Origin of the sequence: Streptosporangium amethystogenes subsp. fukuiense (genome assembly GCF_042665875.1) — a bacterium.
GTDB lineage: Bacteria > Actinomycetota > Actinomycetes > Streptosporangiales > Streptosporangiaceae > Streptosporangium > Streptosporangium fukuiense.
In genome coordinates, this window is sequence record NZ_JBHTEE010000001.1 from 8,991,417 (window position 1) to 9,007,472 (window position 16,056).

The 16,056-nt window shown below is 71.4% G+C and carries 13 protein-coding genes; 8 read left to right on the forward strand and 5 right to left on the reverse strand.

Annotated elements, in window-relative coordinates; genetic code table 11:
• The first annotated feature begins 10 nt into the window (after positions 1–10).
• The 6 genes from ACFQVD_RS39885 to ACFQVD_RS39910 all read left to right on the forward strand — a co-directional run bounded on the left by ACFQVD_RS39885 (position 11) and on the right by ACFQVD_RS39910 (position 8,459).
• A complete protein-coding gene (locus ACFQVD_RS39885) occupies positions 11–544 on the forward strand; it encodes a YbaK/EbsC family protein (protein WP_343972876.1) in 534 nt (177 codons plus the stop codon).
• 131 nt (positions 545–675) lie between these two features.
• Positions 676–2,871, forward strand: a complete 2,196-nt coding sequence (locus tag ACFQVD_RS39890) for a serine/threonine-protein kinase (RefSeq protein ID WP_343972872.1) — start codon at positions 676–678, stop codon at positions 2,869–2,871.
• Positions 2,871–4,835, forward strand: coding sequence for a serine/threonine-protein kinase (locus ACFQVD_RS39895; protein WP_386273674.1), 1,965 nt, complete (start codon positions 2,871–2,873; stop codon positions 4,833–4,835). Before ACFQVD_RS39890 ends, ACFQVD_RS39895 begins: the two co-directional genes overlap by 1 nt.
• Before the next feature lie 285 nt (positions 4,836–5,120).
• On the forward strand, positions 5,121–6,359 hold the full coding sequence (locus tag ACFQVD_RS39900; protein ID WP_343976866.1) for a serine/threonine-protein kinase: 1,239 nt from the start codon (positions 5,121–5,123) through the stop codon (positions 6,357–6,359).
• Between the two features lie 348 nt (positions 6,360–6,707).
• Entirely contained in the window at positions 6,708–7,487 is a 780-nt protein-coding gene (locus ACFQVD_RS39905) for an electron transfer flavoprotein subunit beta/FixA family protein (protein WP_343976863.1), read from the forward strand.
• Positions 7,488–7,505: 18 nt separating this feature from the next.
• Positions 7,506–8,459: an electron transfer flavoprotein subunit alpha/FixB family protein gene (locus tag ACFQVD_RS39910; RefSeq protein ID WP_343976860.1), complete on the forward strand. Its 954-nt coding sequence runs from the start codon at positions 7,506–7,508 to the stop codon at positions 8,457–8,459.
• 87 nt (positions 8,460–8,546) lie between these two features.
• On the opposite strand, the gene ACFQVD_RS39915 is transcribed toward ACFQVD_RS39910, so the two are convergent.
• Together ACFQVD_RS39915 and ACFQVD_RS39920 are read right to left on the reverse strand one after the other, a co-directional pair.
• Positions 8,547–9,740: an MFS transporter gene (locus tag ACFQVD_RS39915; protein ID WP_343976857.1), complete on the reverse strand. Its 1,194-nt coding sequence runs from the start codon at positions 9,738–9,740 to the stop codon at positions 8,547–8,549.
• A 183-nt stretch (positions 9,741–9,923) separates the two neighbouring features.
• Entirely contained in the window at positions 9,924–10,427 is a 504-nt protein-coding gene (locus tag ACFQVD_RS39920) for a TetR/AcrR family transcriptional regulator (RefSeq protein ID WP_343976854.1), read from the reverse strand.
• A gap of 112 nt (positions 10,428–10,539) precedes the next feature.
• Between ACFQVD_RS39920 and ACFQVD_RS39925 the strand changes: the two genes are divergently transcribed.
• Complete coding sequence (locus ACFQVD_RS39925; protein WP_343976851.1) at positions 10,540–11,703, forward strand: cysteine desulfurase family protein; 1,164 nt, start codon at positions 10,540–10,542, stop codon at positions 11,701–11,703.
• Between the two features lie 104 nt (positions 11,704–11,807).
• On the opposite strand, the gene ACFQVD_RS39930 is transcribed toward ACFQVD_RS39925, so the two are convergent.
• The 3 genes from ACFQVD_RS39930 to ACFQVD_RS39940 all read right to left on the reverse strand — a co-directional run bounded on the left by ACFQVD_RS39930 (position 11,808) and on the right by ACFQVD_RS39940 (position 14,836).
• A complete protein-coding gene (locus ACFQVD_RS39930; protein ID WP_343976848.1) occupies positions 11,808–12,596 on the reverse strand; it encodes a leucine-rich repeat domain-containing protein in 789 nt (262 codons plus the stop codon).
• Between the two features lie 538 nt (positions 12,597–13,134).
• Entirely contained in the window at positions 13,135–13,575 is a 441-nt protein-coding gene (locus tag ACFQVD_RS39935) for a hypothetical protein (RefSeq protein ID WP_343976845.1), read from the reverse strand.
• 214 nt (positions 13,576–13,789) lie between these two features.
• Positions 13,790–14,836 carry a DUF695 domain-containing protein gene (locus ACFQVD_RS39940; RefSeq protein WP_343976842.1) on the reverse strand — a complete coding sequence of 349 codons (1,047 nt, stop codon included), beginning with the start codon at positions 14,834–14,836 and terminating at the stop codon, positions 13,790–13,792.
• Positions 14,837–14,895: 59 nt separating this feature from the next.
• Here ACFQVD_RS39940 and mnmA point away from each other — a divergent pair, with 59 nt between their 5' ends.
• A complete protein-coding gene (gene mnmA, locus ACFQVD_RS39945) occupies positions 14,896–15,966 on the forward strand; it encodes a tRNA 2-thiouridine(34) synthase MnmA (RefSeq protein WP_343976839.1) in 1,071 nt (356 codons plus the stop codon).
• The last annotated feature ends 90 nt before the right edge of the window (positions 15,967–16,056 follow it).

The window sequence follows — 16,056 nt, forward strand, 5'->3', positions numbered from 1 at the left end:
TGAGACGGCGATGGCGATCGGAACACTTGACTGGACGAGTGCCGCCGAGCGGCCGGACCTGCTGGCCGAGCCGGTGGCGCGGGCGGTCGGCGGGCCCGACGGGGGCCTCGGCGAGATCGAGGTCGCCGAGATCGACCCGGAACTGGCCGACACGGCGGCCTTCTGCGAGCGCTACGGCGTGGGCCTGGGCGAGTCGGCCAACTGCGTGATCGTGGCGGCCAGGCGCGCGGGGGAGGTCCGCTACGCGGCGTGCATGGTGCTCGCCACCACGAGGGCCGACGTCAACGGCGTGGTCCGGCGTCACCTGGACGCGCGGAAGATCTCGTTCGCGCCGATGGACGACGCGGTCACGCTGACCGGCATGGAGTACGGCGGGATCACCCCGCTCGGACTGCCCGAGGACTGGCCGGTGCTCGTCGACGAGGCGGTGGCGGCCCATCCGGAGGTCGTGATCGGCAGCGGGGTCCGCCGCTCCAAGCTGGCGGTGCCGGGCTCCCTGCTGGCAGGGTTGAAAACGGCGCAGGTTCTCCGTCTGGCGAACTGAAGCGAAAATGAGATTAAGTGAGAGCGGGAATCGGGAAACCGTCGGGGTTCTGTGAACGTTATTCAGTCGGAAAATGTGGCCCGATGGTTCATCTCATGGGCGGGGTCTAAGCCGATATGGTGCTTCATGCCATGAATCAGGACGACCGATTGGGCCCTTACCGGCTGCTGCGGCGGCTCGGTGAGGGCGGTATGGGGGTGGTTCACCTCGCGGTCGACCCACAGGGCCGACAGGTCGCGGTGAAGGTGCTCCGCGCCGAGGTGGCGGGCGACGACGTCGCCCGTCGCCGCCTTTCGCGTGAGGTCGAGACGATGCGGCGGGTGCGCAGCGAGCACATCGCCGAGGTCATCGACGCCGACGTGACCGGCCACCGCCCCTACATCGTGACGCGGTACGTCGCCGGTCGGCCGCTGGACGAGGTGGTCAAGCAGGACGGCCCCATGGAGCTGCCCGCGCTGCTGCGGGTCGCGCACGGTGTGGCGTCGGCGCTGGCCGCCGTGCACTCGGTCGGCGTGATCCACCGCGACCTCAAGCCCGGCAACGTCCTCATCCTGGACGGCCAGCCGGTCCTCATCGACTTCGGCATCGCCCAGGCCGTCGACGCGACCAGGCTCACCCAGACCGGCATGTTCATCGGCACGCCCGGTTACCTCGCCCCCGAGATCATCGAGGGACACGAGGCCGGCCCCGAGGTCGACGTGCACGCCTGGGCGGGCACCCTGGTCTTCGCCGCCACCGGCCAGCCGCCCTTCGGCAAGGGCACGCTGGAGATGATCTTCTACAACATCACCGCGGGCAAGGCGAACGTCGAGGCCGTCCCGCGTGAGCTCCAGCCGGTGCTGCGGGCCGCGCTTCAGCGCGACCCGGCCAGGCGACCCTCGGCCGCCGAGCTGGCGGCGCAGGTGGGGCGTCTGCTGCCGGACACCGGCCGGCCCCGGGTGCCGGACGAGATCACCACGGTCGCGGAGTTCGACGCCCCCGCTCCCGGCTTTCGCGCCGCCCCTGACCCGGGTCTCCGCGGTGATCCCGGGTTCCGCGGCGATCCCGGCGACGTGCCGACCCCGGTGGCGTCCCGCCCGGCGGTCCCGCCCACTCCCTGGCCGCCCACCCCCATGGCCCAGCCCCACGAGTACGTCTCGCTGCTCGGCGAGGAGCAGGCCGACCCGTGGCCGACCCGCCGGGTGACCCCCGAGGAACTGCGCCAGGCGGCGGCCCAGCAGTCCGCGCACGACCTGCCCACCGGCATGCTCGCTCCGGAGGACGTGCCCACCCGCACCCCGGGCGCGGTCCATGGCTCCCCGCCCGTCTCCGCCGTCCGTGACCAGCCGGGGGCCAGGGGCGATGACCGGGGCTTCACCGCGCCGGTCCCCGACGGGGACATCCCCACCCAGCGGGTCCGCCCTCAGGACCTGCAGGAATACATCCGTCAGTACACCAACCAGCCGGGCCAGCCGGGCCAGCCGGGCCACCAGAACCAGCAGGGTGGCTACCAGGGGCAGCCGGGCCAGCAGGGCCGGGCGCCGCAGGCGGGCACCCCGCAGCCCTACCCGCAGCGGCAGGCCCCGTTCGATCAGCAGCAGACCCCGCACGTCCGTACCCCCGCACCCCCGCCCTACCCCTACTCGCACCCCCAGCCCCCCACGCAGGCCCAGCAGTACCCCCAGCAGGCCCAGCAGTACCCCGCGCCGTCGCCGCTCCACCCCGGGCAGCGGCCGGGGCACGCGTTGCAGCGTTCCAGGGCGTACGGGGTGGTGAGCGTGCTGATGCTGGTCATCATGACGATCGCGGCGGTCATCGCCCCGCTGATCGTCGCCGCGGTGGCCATCCCGGTGGCGATCCTGCTTCGCGCCGCCGACATCGCCCAGCCGGCCCTGAACGCCCGCAGGACCGCCGGCGAGGCGGCCACCGACGTCCTCCGGGTGCTCGGCCAGCCGGCCGCGCTCCTGAAGTCGATCGGCATCACCGTCGCCCTGGTGCCGTACGCGCTGATCCTCGGCCTGCCGGTGACGCTCCTGCTCGCCGTGCTGGTCGGGAGCATGCCCATCGCCAACACGCTGAGCTGGGGTGCGGCCGTCGCGCTCTGGACCGTCTGCGCCGGACCCGGTGTGGAGGGCCCCAGCCGCCAGATGCGACGTACGCTGGCATCACTGCTGCCGTCCCGCGGCGCGGCCATGATCGCCGCCGCGGCGCTGGGCGCGGTGGCGGCGCTGATGGTCTTCCTGGCGATCGGCACCGTGGGAGACAGGGCACGGCCGGCGGTGTGGACACCGGTCGACGTCGGAACGGTGGTGGACGAACTGAGCGACCTACGAAAGAAGGCGGCGTGATGACGGGGGACACGCGGGCGCCCGAGAGGCTGGGCCCGTACCGGCTGCTCAGAAAGATCGGCGAGGGCGGCATGGGCGTCGTCCACCTCGGGATCGACGAGGACGGGCGCGAGGTGGCCGTCAAGGTCCTGCACCCGCACGTGGCGGCCGACCTCAAGGCCCGCGACCGGCTCACCCGCGAGGTGGAGACCATGCGGCGGGTGCGCAGCCCGCACGTCGCCGAGGTGCTCGACGCCGAACTGACGGCCAGGCAGCCCTACATCGTGACCCGGTTCGCCCCCGGGCGCACGCTGGAGGAGACCGTCCTGCAGGACGGCCCGCTCCCCGCGGACCAGGTCATCCGGCTGGCGCAGGGCATGTGCGCGGCACTGGTGGCCATCCACGCCGCCGATGTCATCCACCGCGACTTCAAGCCGTCCAACGTGATGATCGTCAACGGTGACCCGCTGGTCATCGACTTCGGCATCGCGCACCTGGTCAACGCGACCAGGCTGACCCAGACCGGCATGTTCGTCGGCACCCCCGGCTACCTCGCCCCGGAGATCATCCGTGACTCCGAGATCACCCAGGCGGCCGACGTGCACGCGCTGGCCTCGACGGTCTTCTTCGGCGCGACCGGTCAGCCGCCGTTCGGCACGGGCAGCTTCGAAGTCGTCTGCTTCAACATCATGGAGGGCCGGGCGAACGTCGACAAGGCCCCTGTCTGGCTGCGAGGCTGGCTCAAGCGGGCACTGGCCGTCGACCCCGCCGCCCGGCCGTCCGCGACGGAGCTGCACCGGATGGCCCGCGCCCTCGACCCGACGGTGACGACCTTCCACGAGACGCCGCCCACCGCCGTCCTCGACGGCGGGACGAAGGTCCTCAACGCCGACGGCACCAGGATTCTGGACGGCCAGAGTCCGCCGCCCCCGCCGCCCCCGCCGAACGGCACCCGCGTCCTGCCGCAGGACGACGGCTACGCCGACCTGCTCCCGCCGGTCGAGTACGCCAAGCCGGAGCGGCGCGAGCGCAGGCCGAGGCAGGCGTCCGGCCAGGCGTCCGGCGCGGGGACCGCCCCGCCGCCGTACGTCCCGGCCCCCCAGCCGCCGCCCTACGTCCCCGCGACGCCCTCGGCGCAGGCCAGGGGGGCGGCACCGCCGCCCTACCCCGACCAGCGGGTGGCCGGATACCCGGCGCCGCCGCCGACCGGCCCGTCGAGGCACTATCCGCCGCCGGTCCAGGCGCGGCCGCACACCCCGCCGCAGGAGCGGCCCGCACCCGCGCCCAGGACCCCGCCGCAGGAGCGCTACCGCGCCAGCCACCCGCTGGCCGCGTTCCTGCTGCTGACGATCCTGGTGGCGGTGGCCTGCATGCTGCCGGTGGTGGTGAGCGTGTTCGCGCTGGCCGCCGCGCTCTGCCTGCGGGTGGGGGAGTACCTGTTCGGGGACCTGGTCCAGCGCCGCTCCATCAGGGGCAGCAGCGCCACCGACCCGCTGCTCGCGCTGCTCGGCACCCCGTGGGCGTTGATCAGGGCCACCTTCGCGACGCTGGTCACCTCGCTGCTCTCCGCCATGTTCGGCATGTGCGTGTGGGGGGTCCTGGTCTACGCGGGCGACATGAACAAGAACCACGCGGCCGCCTACGCGGCCGGCGCCTTCGCGGCCGGGCTGTTCGTCCTGCCCGGCGGCGGCAAGCCGCGCAAGGCCGTCGCCCGCGCGCTGAGCGGGATCATCCGGAGCCCCGGCGCGGGCATGGTGACCACGATCGTCCTGGGCACGCTGGCGTTCTTCGCGGTGATGGCCGCGCTGAGCGTGGTTCCCTCCTTCTCCCCGTGGCAGCAGCCGACCGATGTCGTCGACAACCTCACGGCGCAGTGGCGGCAGTCGGCGAACGAGGGCGCGATGGGCGCGCTCGATCTCGTCGGCGGCCTCCTCGACGACCTGATGACAAGCCTCGGCCTCGGGTTCCTGACGTTCTGGAAGTGACGATCCCGCCGGCGCGGGCGGGCCGGTCGAGGTCGTACGCGACGGCCGGTCCCGCCGGGTGAGACCCCCGGGCACCGGCGTTCTCCGGGGCGAGGCCGGCCCCGGCCTCCTGGGCGATTCCTGAAGATCGATACCAAGCCGGTCCCAAGCCCGGTTACCGGATGTGGTCGATGGGAAACCTCTGGTTTGTATCCCGCGTCCATTGATGGGGGTTTCCTGACATCCAGCCGATGCGGGATCGCCCTCTCTGCGGCACGATGGAGGAGATCCACCGGAAGGAGTCGCATGGTCGCACCGGACGGTGAACGTCTTGGCCCCTACCGCCTGCTGTCGAGACTGGGGGCCGGAGGTTTCGGCGAGGTCCACCTGGCTCTGGACCCCGAGGGGCGTACGGTGGCGGTCAAGATCCTGCATCCCCACGTCGCGGCCGACGCGACGGCGCTGACCAGGCTGGCCCGCGAGGTGGAGACCATGCGGCTGGTCCGGGGCCCGCACGTCGCCGAGGTCCTGGACGCCTCCCTTGACGGGGCGCGCCCCTACCTGGTCACCCGCTACGTGCAGGGTCGCCCGCTCAGCGAGGTGGTCGGCGCGGACGGGCCGGTCGCGGGAGACGATCTCGTACGGCTGGCACGCGGTCTGGCCGAGGCCGTGGCGGCCGTGCACGCCGCGGGGGTGGTGCACCGCGACCTCAAACCCGCGAACGTGATCCTGAGCGACGGCGAGCCGGTCGTCATCGACTTCGGCATCGCCTGCGCGCTCGACTCGCCCTCGGTCACCGCCTCGGGAGCGGTGCTCGGCACGCCCGGCTACCTGGCGCCCGAGGTGCTGGAGGGCACCGGATCCGGTGCCGAGGCCGACGTCTTCGCCTTCGGGGCGACGCTGGCGTACGCGTCCACGGCGCGGCACCCCTACGGCACGGGCCCGGCGTCGGCGATCGGCTACCGCGTCGTCCACCACCCTCCCGACCTCGAAGGTGTTCCCGGGTGGCTGGAGCCGCTGCTGCGGGAGTGCCTGCTGCGCGACCCCGCGGCCCGGCCTGACGCGGGCGCGCTGCCGGCCCGGCTGGGTGCGGCCCCGGTGGTGGGTCCGCCACGGCCCCGTGCGGTGGTGGAGAACGGGATGCACGGCCTCACCACCCGGGAGTGGCGGCCGGGCGACCGCCCCCGCCCGCAGAAGGGCAGGCCCACACTGGAGGAGGCCCGCGAGCGTCGCAGAGTCGTGCTGCACCGCCGCTGGGTCGTCGGCACCGGCCTGCTCGTCTCGCTGATGGCCGCGACCGCCAGGGAACCGCTGCCCGAGGTGGCGCTGCTGCTGCTGACCGGGTACGGCTCGGCGATGCTCGTCGACGCGGGCATCGCCCTGTTCGCCCGCGGGGACCGCGGACGCACGATCCTCGACCTGTCCGCGGGAGCCGGGGCCGTCGCGCTGTGGGCGGCCCTCAGCGCGTTCTTCAGCACGATCACCCTGGCGCTCGCGCTGGGCACCGTCGTCTTCGTCCTGGTCGGGATCCTGGTGGCCAGCTGAGCGCACGAAGCTAGTCAGGCCAATTCCCGGGGTACGTTTCCGGAGTAAGGGGCCCGCGAGCAGGCACCGGAATATAGTTCGGTATGGTGGTCCGGGGGTCCCTGGGGGCTCCGAGGTCCCGGTCGCCGGCCGTCCTGCCTGGCGGTTTGCGGCCAAGCTACTGATAAGTAACATAGGCTCGGGGTAGGGACGGGCGTGTCCCAACCGGGCCACCCGCTGCCACGGCGCTCTCGGGCACCTGGCAGTCTTGGCACAGTGTGCACGTGCCCCGCGTGTACGCACCGAGTATCCGGCGCCAACCGCAGTGACGCGGTGGCGTAAGCGACCACGGGAGGTCGGCCACCAGCCATGAACATCGTCGTCTGCGTGAAGCAGGTCCCCGACACGGCGACCGAGCGCAAGCTGAGGTCCGATGACAAGACGCTCGATCGCGACGCCGCCGACGGCGTCATCAACGAGCTGTGCGAATACGCGGTCGAGGAGGCGCTACGTCTGAAGGAGGCTCATGGCGGTGAGGTGACCGTTCTCACCATGGGTCCCGACAAGGCGAGCGACACCATCCGCAAGGCCCTGGCCATGGGGGCGGACAAGGCCGTCCACCTGGTGGACGACGCGTTGCACGGCTCGGACGCGCTGGGCACCTCGCACGCCCTGGCGCAGGCTCTCAAGAAGATCAGCTTCGACCTGGTCGTACTCGGTTCGGAGTCGACGGACGCCCGTACCGGGGTCCTCGCCGCCATGCTGGCCGAGCGTCTCGGCGTGCCGCAGCTCACCTTCGCCAACCAGGTCCAGATCGACAAGGGCGCCATCTCCATCCAGCGCGTCACCGACTACGGCTACGACAGGGTCGAGGCCTCGCTGCCCGCCGTCGTCTCCGTGGTGGAGAAGATCAACGAGCCGCGCTACCCGTCTTTCAAGGGCATCATGGCCGCCAAGAAGAAGCCGGTCGAGAAGCTCGGCGTCGCCGAGGCCGAGGTCGACGCCTCCCAGGTGGGGCTGGCCGGCTCCTGGAGCGAGGTCGTCGACTTCGCGGCCGCTCCGCCGCGCGCGGCGGGCACGGTGGTCAAGGACGAGGGCGACGGTGGCGTGAAGGCCGCCGACTTCCTCGCGTCGAAGAAGTTCGTCTGAGAACGGGGGTAGCTGGAAATGTCTGAGATTCTCGTTCTGGTCGAGCACGTCGAGGGCCAGGTCAAAAAGGTCACCCTTGAGCTGCTGACCCTCGCCAGGAAGCTTGGCGCTCCGTCGGCGGTCTGGACCGGCGCCGGCTACTCGCCCGAGGCCGCGGCCAAGCTGGCCGAGTACGGCGCGGAGAAGATCTATGTGGCCGACTCCGCCGAGGTCAGCGACTACGTCGTCGCCCCCAAGGCCGAGCTGCTCGCCCACCTCGTGGCCGAGAAGTCGCCGAGCGTGGTGCTCGTGGCCGCCACCGCCGAGGCCAAGGAGATCGCCGGCCGCCTCGCCATCAAGATCGACTCTGGTGTGCTGACCGACGTCGTGGGCATCGAGGACGGCCTGGTCGCCGACCAGTCCATCTTCGGCGGCGGCGTCAACGTCAGGTCGCGCGTGACCAAGGGCACCCCGATCATCGCGGTCCGCCCCAACTCGACGCCGGTCGAGGCCGCCGCGGGTGCGGGGACCGAGGAGCAGGTCTCCTTCACCGTGTCCGAGGCCGCCAAGAGCGCCAGGATCGTGGAGCGGGTCAAGCAGGAGAAGGGCGCGCGCCCGGAGCTCACCGAGGCCGCGGTCGTGGTCTCCGGTGGCCGGGGTGTCGGCTCGGCCGACAAGTTCTCGATCATCGAGGAGCTGGCCGACTCGCTCGGCGCGGCCGTCGGCGCGTCCCGCGCCGCCACCGACGCCGGCTGGTACCCGCACCAGTTCCAGGTCGGCCAGACCGGCAAGACCGTCTCGCCGCAGCTCTACATCGCGGCGGGCATCTCCGGTGCCATCCAGCACCGGGCCGGCATGCAGACCGCCAAGACGATCGTCGCGATCAACAAGGACCCCGAGGCGCCGATCTTCGAGCTCGCCGACTTCGGCGTCGTGGGCGATCTGCACGAAGTGATTCCGCAGCTGACCCAGGAGGTCACCAAGCGCAAGTGATCCGGCAGGGGTACGGCTTACCCGCGGGGTGACGCGAACGTGAGACGGCACCGCACGACATGTGCGGTGCCGTCTCGCGTTCCCGGGTCAGGCCGCCATCGAGAGCTCCCGCCTGGCGGTCTCGGCGGGGACGGCCGCCGCGCGGTGGCGGGGCAGGAAGCGCGCGACCACGGCGATCAGGACACCGAGCAGCACGGCGATGCCGAGGCCCACCCTGAGCGTGGCCAGATCGGAGAGGAAACCGATGATCACCGGGCCCAGCAGAAGTCCCGCGTAGCCCATCGCACCGGTCTGGGCGATGGCGGGTCCGGGGGTGTCGGTCGCCTCGCCCGCCAGGGACATGGCCATCGGCGAGACCGTCGCCACGGCGACGCCCACGAACAGCATGGCCGCGAGGGCGACCGGCGCGCTGGGGGCCGTGATGACCACGCCGAAGGTCGCGGCGGTGGCCAGGCCCGAGGCGGCCATCATGCCGCGGGCGCCGAAGCGGGCCCGGACCCGGTCACCGGCCAGGCGCCCGGCCAGCATGCCCGCCTCGAAGATCGGGTAACCCAGGGCGGCCACCGCCTCCGGAGCGCCCAGCGCGTCCCGCAGGTACAGGCCGTTCCAGTCGGCGACCGTACCCTCCACCATGAAAGCGCAGAAGGCGATCACGCCGAGCAGGTAGATCATCGGAGGCATCCGGCGGCGGGGCGCGGCGGGGGCGGCGCCGGCCGCCGCCACCGGGTCGGGCAGGTAGGTGCGGCTGACCAGGACCGTCGCGGGGAGCGCGAGCAGGGCGACCAGCACCAGGTGGGTGGTGATCGAGAGTCCTGCCGCGATCGCCGCGGTGCCCAGCAGGCCGGCGCCGATCGCTCCGGCGCACCAGCCGGCGTGCATGCCGTTCATCAGCGGGCGGCCGTAGGCGCGCTCGACCACCGATCCCTGCGCGTTCATCGCGACGTCCACCGCGCCGAACGCCATGCCGAACAGGCCGCTCGCGACCACGGCCAGGGGGAACGACGGCGCCACGGCCAGCAGGGCCAGGGCGGTCGCGGTGAGGGGGGCTGCGACCCGGAGGATGCTCCGGCTGCCGAAGCGTGCCATCACGGCGCGCATCGACTGCATGGTGACGAGCGCTCCCAGCCCCCATACGAGGAGGGTGACACCGACCGACGCCTCGGACAGGCCGAGCTTGTCGGAGAGCGCCGGAATGCGCACGGTCATCGATCCACACATCAGACCGGCCAGCACGAATGTGAGAACCGCCCCGGTTCGAGCTGTTCTCAGGTCGCGGGTCATGCTCAATCCCTTCAATAAATGTTTTGACAAACCGGTGAACGGGCACACCAAAGACGGTCGCTTTCGCGCGTGCGGAAGCGACCACCAATCTGTGTGATGGGTTCTCCCTGGCCGGGCCCGCGATCAGGCGCGCGGGCGAGTGAGGGGAACCAGGGGAACCAGGGAAAAGGTGTCGGGGGCCTATTAAGGCAGCATGGCCAGCAGGCGCCGTTTCAGAGTCTCGTAGTGCTCGTCGTCATAGAGATCGGGGTCGTGGCTCGCCACGTCCCACAGTCCCTCGCAGGCGAGGCGCACGATCTGCGCCGCCTCCGGGTCGGGCTCGCTGTCGAGCCCCTCGCGATGCCACCGGGCCATCGCCACCCGCAGCGGTGCCAGAAGATAGAGGTTGCCGGAGGCTCCGGTCACCACGGCCCAGCGCCGCAGCCTGCCGCTCCGTACGGCGGCGAACGTGGCCGCCAGGTAGTTCTTGGTGTAGGTGTCGTGGCCCTGGGCGGCGATGAGCTCGTCGAACTCCTCGATCAGCCGCTCGACCATGCCCTTGATCAGGGCTTCCTTGGTGCTGAAATGGTAGAGCAGGCCGCCTTTGCTGCATCCGGCGCGCTCGGCGACGGTCGCCAGGGTGAGCGCCTGGGAGCCCTGGTCGGAGAGCAGATCCTCTGCCGCGTCCAACAGTTCACCCCGTCTCATGCCAGTTACTGTACCGTCTGGACGGTTTAGTGGTCAACTCCGGGGATGAGGCCCTTCGCGGGCACGGATACCCTTGGAAGGTTGACAGCGATGTGGGGGAGGGGATGCGGCCGTGAAGTCCGCCTATCTCGATCACGCGGCGACCACGCCGATGCTTCCCGAGGCGATCGAGGCGATGACCGCCCAACTGGGCCAGGTCGGCAACGCGTCATCCCTGCACGCCGCCGGCCGTCGTACCCGCCAGGTCGTGGAGGAGTCGCGAGAGACCATCGCCGCCGCGCTCGGCGTCCGTCCCAGCGAGGTCGTCTTCACCGCGGGCGGCACCGAGGCCGACAACCTGGCCATCAAGGGCCTGTACTGGGCCCGCCGCGCCGGGGGCGCGGACAGGATCCTGATCAGCGCCGTCGAGCACCACGCCGTCCTGGACCCCGCGCACTGGCTGAGCGATCACCAGGGGGCGACCGTCGAACTGCTCGACGTCGACGAGTTCGGCCGGGTGCATCCGCAGACCCTGCGCGAGGCCATCGAGCGAGACCCGGGCAGCGTCGCGCTGGCCAGCGTCATGTGGGCCAACAACGAGGTCGGCACCGTCCAGCCCGTCCACGCGCTCACCGAGGTGGCCCGCGAGTACGGCGTCCCCTTTCACACCGACGCGGTCCAGGCGGTCGGTCAGATCCCGGTGGTCTTCGCCGACTCGGGGATCGACGCGCTGACGCTCTCCGGTCACAAGGTCGGCGGCCCGATGGGCGTCGGCGCGCTGCTGCTCGCCCGGGGCGTCGACCCGGTGCCGGTGCTGCACGGTGGCGGTCAGGAGCGGGACGTCCGCTCCGGCACGCTCGACGCCCCCGCCATCGCCGGTTTCGCCACGGCCGTGCGGACCGCGGTGGCCCGGCAGGCCGAGACCTCGACCCGGCTGGCCGCGCTCCGCGACGACCTGATCCGCCGGGTCCGTGAGGCGGTGCCCGATGTGATCCTCAACGGCGACCCGGTGAACCGCCTCCCGGGCAACGCCCACTTCTCCTTCCCCGGCTGTGAGGGTGACGCGCTGCTCATGCTGCTGGACGCCAAGGGCGTGGAGTGCTCGACGGGCTCGGCCTGCTCGGCAGGGGTCGCCCAGCCCTCCCACGTCCTGCTCGCGATGGGCGCCGACGGATTCCGGGCGCGCGGCTCGCTGCGCTTCTCCCTCGGCCACACCTCGACCGAGGCCGAGGTGGACCGGCTGGCCGAGATCATCGGCCTCGCCGTCGAGCGCGCCCGCCGCGCGGGTCTGAGCTGATCCGTACAGCTCCGAACGGTTCCGTACGGCGGGAGGCCCCTTCACCGCCTGCGGACGCTGTGGCAGGGACAGGATGGCCGCGCCGCGCCGCTCGTCACGGGCTCTCAAATGATGTTGAAGTAGATATAGTCGCCTTCGCTCACGGGGTGGCCCCCTAGCCATCCGGGGAGGGTGGTGAATCGGTTCTGGCTCAGGTTGAGCTTGGTGAGGGGGAGGTTCGCCATCGACTCGGGCAGTGTGGTCAGCTCGTTGCCGCCTAGCCCGAGTCCGCCCAGCTTGGTGAGGTTTCCCAGCGACTCGGGCAGTGCGGTCAGCCTGTTGTCATTGAGGTCGAGCCAGGTCAGGGCGGTGAGGTCGCCCAGCCACTCGGGCAGTGCGGCCAGTCCGTTGCCGTCCAGCTCGATGCGGCTCAGGGCGGTGAGGTTCTCCAGCGGTCCGGGGAAGGCGGTGAACCGGTTGTCGTAAAGAGTGATCCGGCTCAGGGCGGTGAGGTTTCCCGTCGACTCGGGTAGTGCGGTCAGCTGGTTGGCGCCGAGGTTGATCCAGGTCAGGGCGGTGAGGTCGCCCAGCCACTCGGGCAGGGCGGTCAGCTGGTTGCTGGCCAGGCCGAGCTGGTCCAGACGGGTCAGGTTCCTCATCGACCCGGGGAGGGCGGTCAGCCGGTTCCAGTTCAGGTTGATCCAGGTCAGTCCGGTGAGGTTGCCCAGCGACTCGGGCAGGGCGGTCAGCTGGTTGTGGTTCAGGTCAAGTGCGGTGAGGTGTGTGAGATCGCCGAGGGGGCCAGGCAGCGTGTCCAGGTCGAGTCCGGACAGATCGAGGTCCGTCGATCCGTCCCGCAGGCAGTCGCCGATCCGCGCGAGGGCGACGTCCTGGCCCGTCTTGGAGTCCGTCATGCACTTTCCTCTCATCGTCACCGCGGGCCCGGGGGCGCCCGAGCCGTACCGGTCCAGGCCCGTCCTTCGGAAACGTCGGGCGCGCGAACCTGCGGCAACGCTAGGGATCAGCGCTGGTGTACGACTTGCACCCCATTTGAAGGGGTGTTTGATCCTACGGGTTCCGTCTGATTCGGCTTCAGGTGTCGCGCCAGGTTGAGGTGTTCTCACCAGTTGAGCGGCGGGTCATGTTGCCGATCACCGCGAGATGGATCACGGCTTCGGAACTGGTGGGCAGGGTTTCGTGGTCACGGGCCAAGCACCGGTGAGCACTGGCTGGCGCGGGGTTCGCTCGGCGACCCAGCGGCGCGGCAGTGGGATGAATCCTCTGGTGGCCGGGTTGCGGCGAACGATCTCCATGTCGATCTCCGGGGCGGCGGTGTGTTCGACGAGGCCGGACCGGACCGCGGCACGGTGGTGGCGTTCGTCCACCCCGACCGGTGGCGGACGCTCTTCGAGCGGCTCCACTGAGGCGGTGCCCGGGCACCGCCTCAGTGGGTCAGTTCGCGAGGTCCTCGTCCCTGGTGGTCTCGACCCGACAGTGCGAGAGCGTGTTCCGCTTCGGCTGGTAGACACAGACCTTGAGATCGATCCTCTTGACCTGGCCCTTGGTCTCGAAAAGGTAGCCCTTGTACCCGGAGGAGGCGCAGGACCAGCGCACCGGCGACCAGGACGGCCCGCCCTTCTGGTAGTGGAACCTGGCACGAACCCAGGCGCAGTGACCGGGGTGGCGGTCTCGGTCGTAGATCCTGCCGTACGCGGTGAAGTGGCTCTGGTTGAAGCCGGTGACCCACAGTCGCGCCTTGGCGTACCCGGAATGCCCGGAACCGGAGCTGACCGTCCCCAGATGGAAGTCGCCCTGGGCCGTCGCGCTCGCCGCGGCGGGCAGTCCCAGCACGAGCGCGGTGGCCAGCAGCGTTCCACGGACGATCCTGCGCATCGTCTCTCCTCTTTCCGGTGCTTCTCGGCTCGGATGATCCGTCACCAGTGATACGTGAGACGACTTGGAACCCTCTTGCGAGTCACTGCCCGCAAGGGTGTCCAGGACCTGACGTCGAGGGCCGGGCCTTTCGCCTGGACCAAGACCGCCGAAGAAGTCCTCGGCGCTCTCGCCTCATACCGTCGGCCTGTCGGCGAACCTCTGACTCAGGGCACTAGGTCAGGAAGGGCGAGATGGCGATCCAGCCGGGGTCGCCGACCACGTCGACCCGGGGCCGCCCCTCCTCCCAGCTCACGATGAGCTCCTTGGCGTGGATGGCCGTCTCGCTCACCGGGTCGGCGTAGACGTGCAGCACCCGCTGCCCCTCGGCGCTCATGTGCGCGGCGAGCAGGGCCTGGCCGTTCAGCCTGCTGATCCGCCCGGCGAGACGCTCCTCGAAGTCGCGCAGCGCCTCCAGCGAGGGGCCGGTGGGCAGCCCTTCGGCGTCGCGGTGCGCGTACGGCAGCGTGATGGCGATGTGCTGGTCGAACAGCGGGTGGTCGACCGGGCGGAGCGGGTACCGGGCGGTGGCGATCAGGCGGGCGCCGGTGGCGGTCTCACCCTCCAGCAGCGCCCACTGCTCGTCCCGGTAGCCGGAGGCCAGATCGGAGACCACGCTCGGCAGGTGCACGGCGGGCACCGCGTCGATCGGCTCGAAGGCCGCGGCGGAGATGTCGCCCACCCAGCGGGCCACGTCGTCCTCGCCGAGCAGCCAGTCGAGGGCGAGCAGTGCCGCCTCGGTGCGCGTCTCGTCGTCGAGAATGGTGAAGATCGGATGGTAGGCGACCACGTCGACCCGGGGGTTGCCGTGCGGGGCGCGCAGGCCGAGCACGAGCTTGTCGAGCGCGAACTCGTAGCCGCCCACGTCGAGCGTGAGGTCCATCGCGTGCGGATTGGCCCGCCGGGACGGGTGGAACTCCCACAGGGCGTCGGCGGGCGGTGCGGCGGCGGCCCAGCGGTGCGCGATGGGGCGCAGTTCGGGGTCGCCGGCCGAGGTGACCACGAGGGCCTGGTCGGCGTCGAGGCCGGGGGCGATCTCCCACACCAGCGATGGGTGGACGACCAGTACCGCGGGCCCGATCCACTCGGCCAGCCGCTCGGCCTCGCCGGCGGCGACCATCGCGTCCAGTTCCGGTCTCGCCTCCGCCCACCACGCCCAGAACTCGCCGATACCGTCAGCAGGGTCGGCGGCGGGCTCGTTCTTCCGCCCGAACAGTCGCATGACCCCGGATTCTCCCAGCCCGACGGGGCGCCCGCCAACGCGGGTACGCTCAAGGGGTTATGAGTCTTCGTGTGCTTGCCGCCATGTCCGGCGGCGTCGACTCCGCCGTGGCGGCCGCCCGCATCGCCGAGGCGGGCCATGACGTCACCGGTGTCCACCTCGCCCTCTCCGCCAACCCCCAGTCCTATCGGACCGGCGCCCGCGGGTGCTGCACGGTCGAGGACTCGCGAGACGCCCGCAGGGCCGCCGACGTGATCGGCATCCCCTTCTACGTCTGGGACATGGCTGAGCGGTTCCATCGCGACGTGGTCGAGGACTTCGTCAGCGAGTACGCCGCCGGCCGCACGCCCAACCCGTGCCTGCGCTGCAACGAGAAGATCAAGTTCGAGGCGGTGCTCGACCGCGCCCTCGCGCTGGGCTTCGACGCGGTGGCCACCGGGCACCACGCGCGCGTCACCGACGGCGTGCTGAGCCGCAGCCCCGACGCGGGCAAGGACCAGTCGTACGTGCTGGGCGTGCTCACCAGGGAGCAACTCGGTCACGCGATCTTCCCACTGGGTGACTCCACCAAGGCTCAGGTCCGCGAGGAGGCCGCGCGGCGCGGGCTCATGGTGGCCGACAAACCCGACAGCCACGACATCTGCTTCATCGCCGACGGCGACACCAGGGGCTTCCTCGCCGACCGCCTCGGCACGGCGCCGGGTCCGATCGTCGACGAGTCCGGCGAGGTGGTGGGCGGCCACGAGGGCGCCTACGGCTTCACGGTCGGCCAGCGCAAGGGCCTGCGCATCGACCGGCCGGCCCCCGACGGCCGTCCGCGCTACGTGCTGTCCATCGAGCCGGTCTCCAACACGGTCACGATCGGTCCGCGCTCGTCTCTGGCGGTCTCGGAGATCGTTGCGGAGCGCCCGGTCTGGAACGGCCCGACCGGCGAGCCGCGCGAGCCGCTGACCTGCACGGTCCAGCTCCGCGCGCACGGCGAGGTGTACGGCTGTCGTGCCCGGCTCTCCGGCGGGGAGGTGCACATCGCACTGGACGCCCCGGCCACCGGGGTGGCGGCGGGCCAGGCCGCGGTGCTCTACCTCGGTGACACCGTGATCGGCTCGGCCACCATCGCCTCGGCCTCCTGACCCGATCGCAGGAGTGCGGGGCGGAGCACCGGCCCGCGCTCCGGTGGCGTTCGTCCCGCGGCCGCGGGAACGCGTCCGTGCCGGTCGCCT

Bases quoted from the DNA above. Each gene is read 5' to 3' on its own strand.
- ACFQVD_RS39895 (WP_386273674.1), top strand. From the start codon at position 2,871: ATGACGGGGGACACGCGGGCGCCCGAGAGGCTGGGCCCGTACCGGCTG.
- ACFQVD_RS39890 (WP_343972872.1), top strand. From the start codon at position 676: ATGAATCAGGACGACCGATTGGGCCCTTACCGGCTGCTGCGGCGGCTC.
- mnmA (WP_343976839.1), top strand. From the start codon at position 14,896: ATGAGTCTTCGTGTGCTTGCCGCCATGTCCGGCGGCGTCGACTCCGCC.
- ACFQVD_RS39935 (WP_343976845.1), bottom strand. From the start codon at position 13,575: ATGCGCAGGATCGTCCGTGGAACGCTGCTGGCCACCGCGCTCGTGCTG.
- ACFQVD_RS39910 (WP_343976860.1), top strand. From the start codon at position 7,506: ATGTCTGAGATTCTCGTTCTGGTCGAGCACGTCGAGGGCCAGGTCAAA.
- ACFQVD_RS39920 (WP_343976854.1), bottom strand. From the start codon at position 10,427: ATGAGACGGGGTGAACTGTTGGACGCGGCAGAGGATCTGCTCTCCGAC.
- ACFQVD_RS39915 (WP_343976857.1), bottom strand. From the start codon at position 9,740: ATGACCCGCGACCTGAGAACAGCTCGAACCGGGGCGGTTCTCACATTC.
- ACFQVD_RS39905 (WP_343976863.1), top strand. From the start codon at position 6,708: ATGAACATCGTCGTCTGCGTGAAGCAGGTCCCCGACACGGCGACCGAG.
- ACFQVD_RS39900 (WP_343976866.1), top strand. From the start codon at position 5,121: ATGGTCGCACCGGACGGTGAACGTCTTGGCCCCTACCGCCTGCTGTCG.
- ACFQVD_RS39940 (WP_343976842.1), bottom strand. From the start codon at position 14,836: ATGCGACTGTTCGGGCGGAAGAACGAGCCCGCCGCCGACCCTGCTGAC.
- ACFQVD_RS39885 (WP_343972876.1), top strand. From the start codon at position 11: ATGGCGATCGGAACACTTGACTGGACGAGTGCCGCCGAGCGGCCGGAC.
- ACFQVD_RS39930 (WP_343976848.1), bottom strand. From the start codon at position 12,596: ATGACGGACTCCAAGACGGGCCAGGACGTCGCCCTCGCGCGGATCGGC.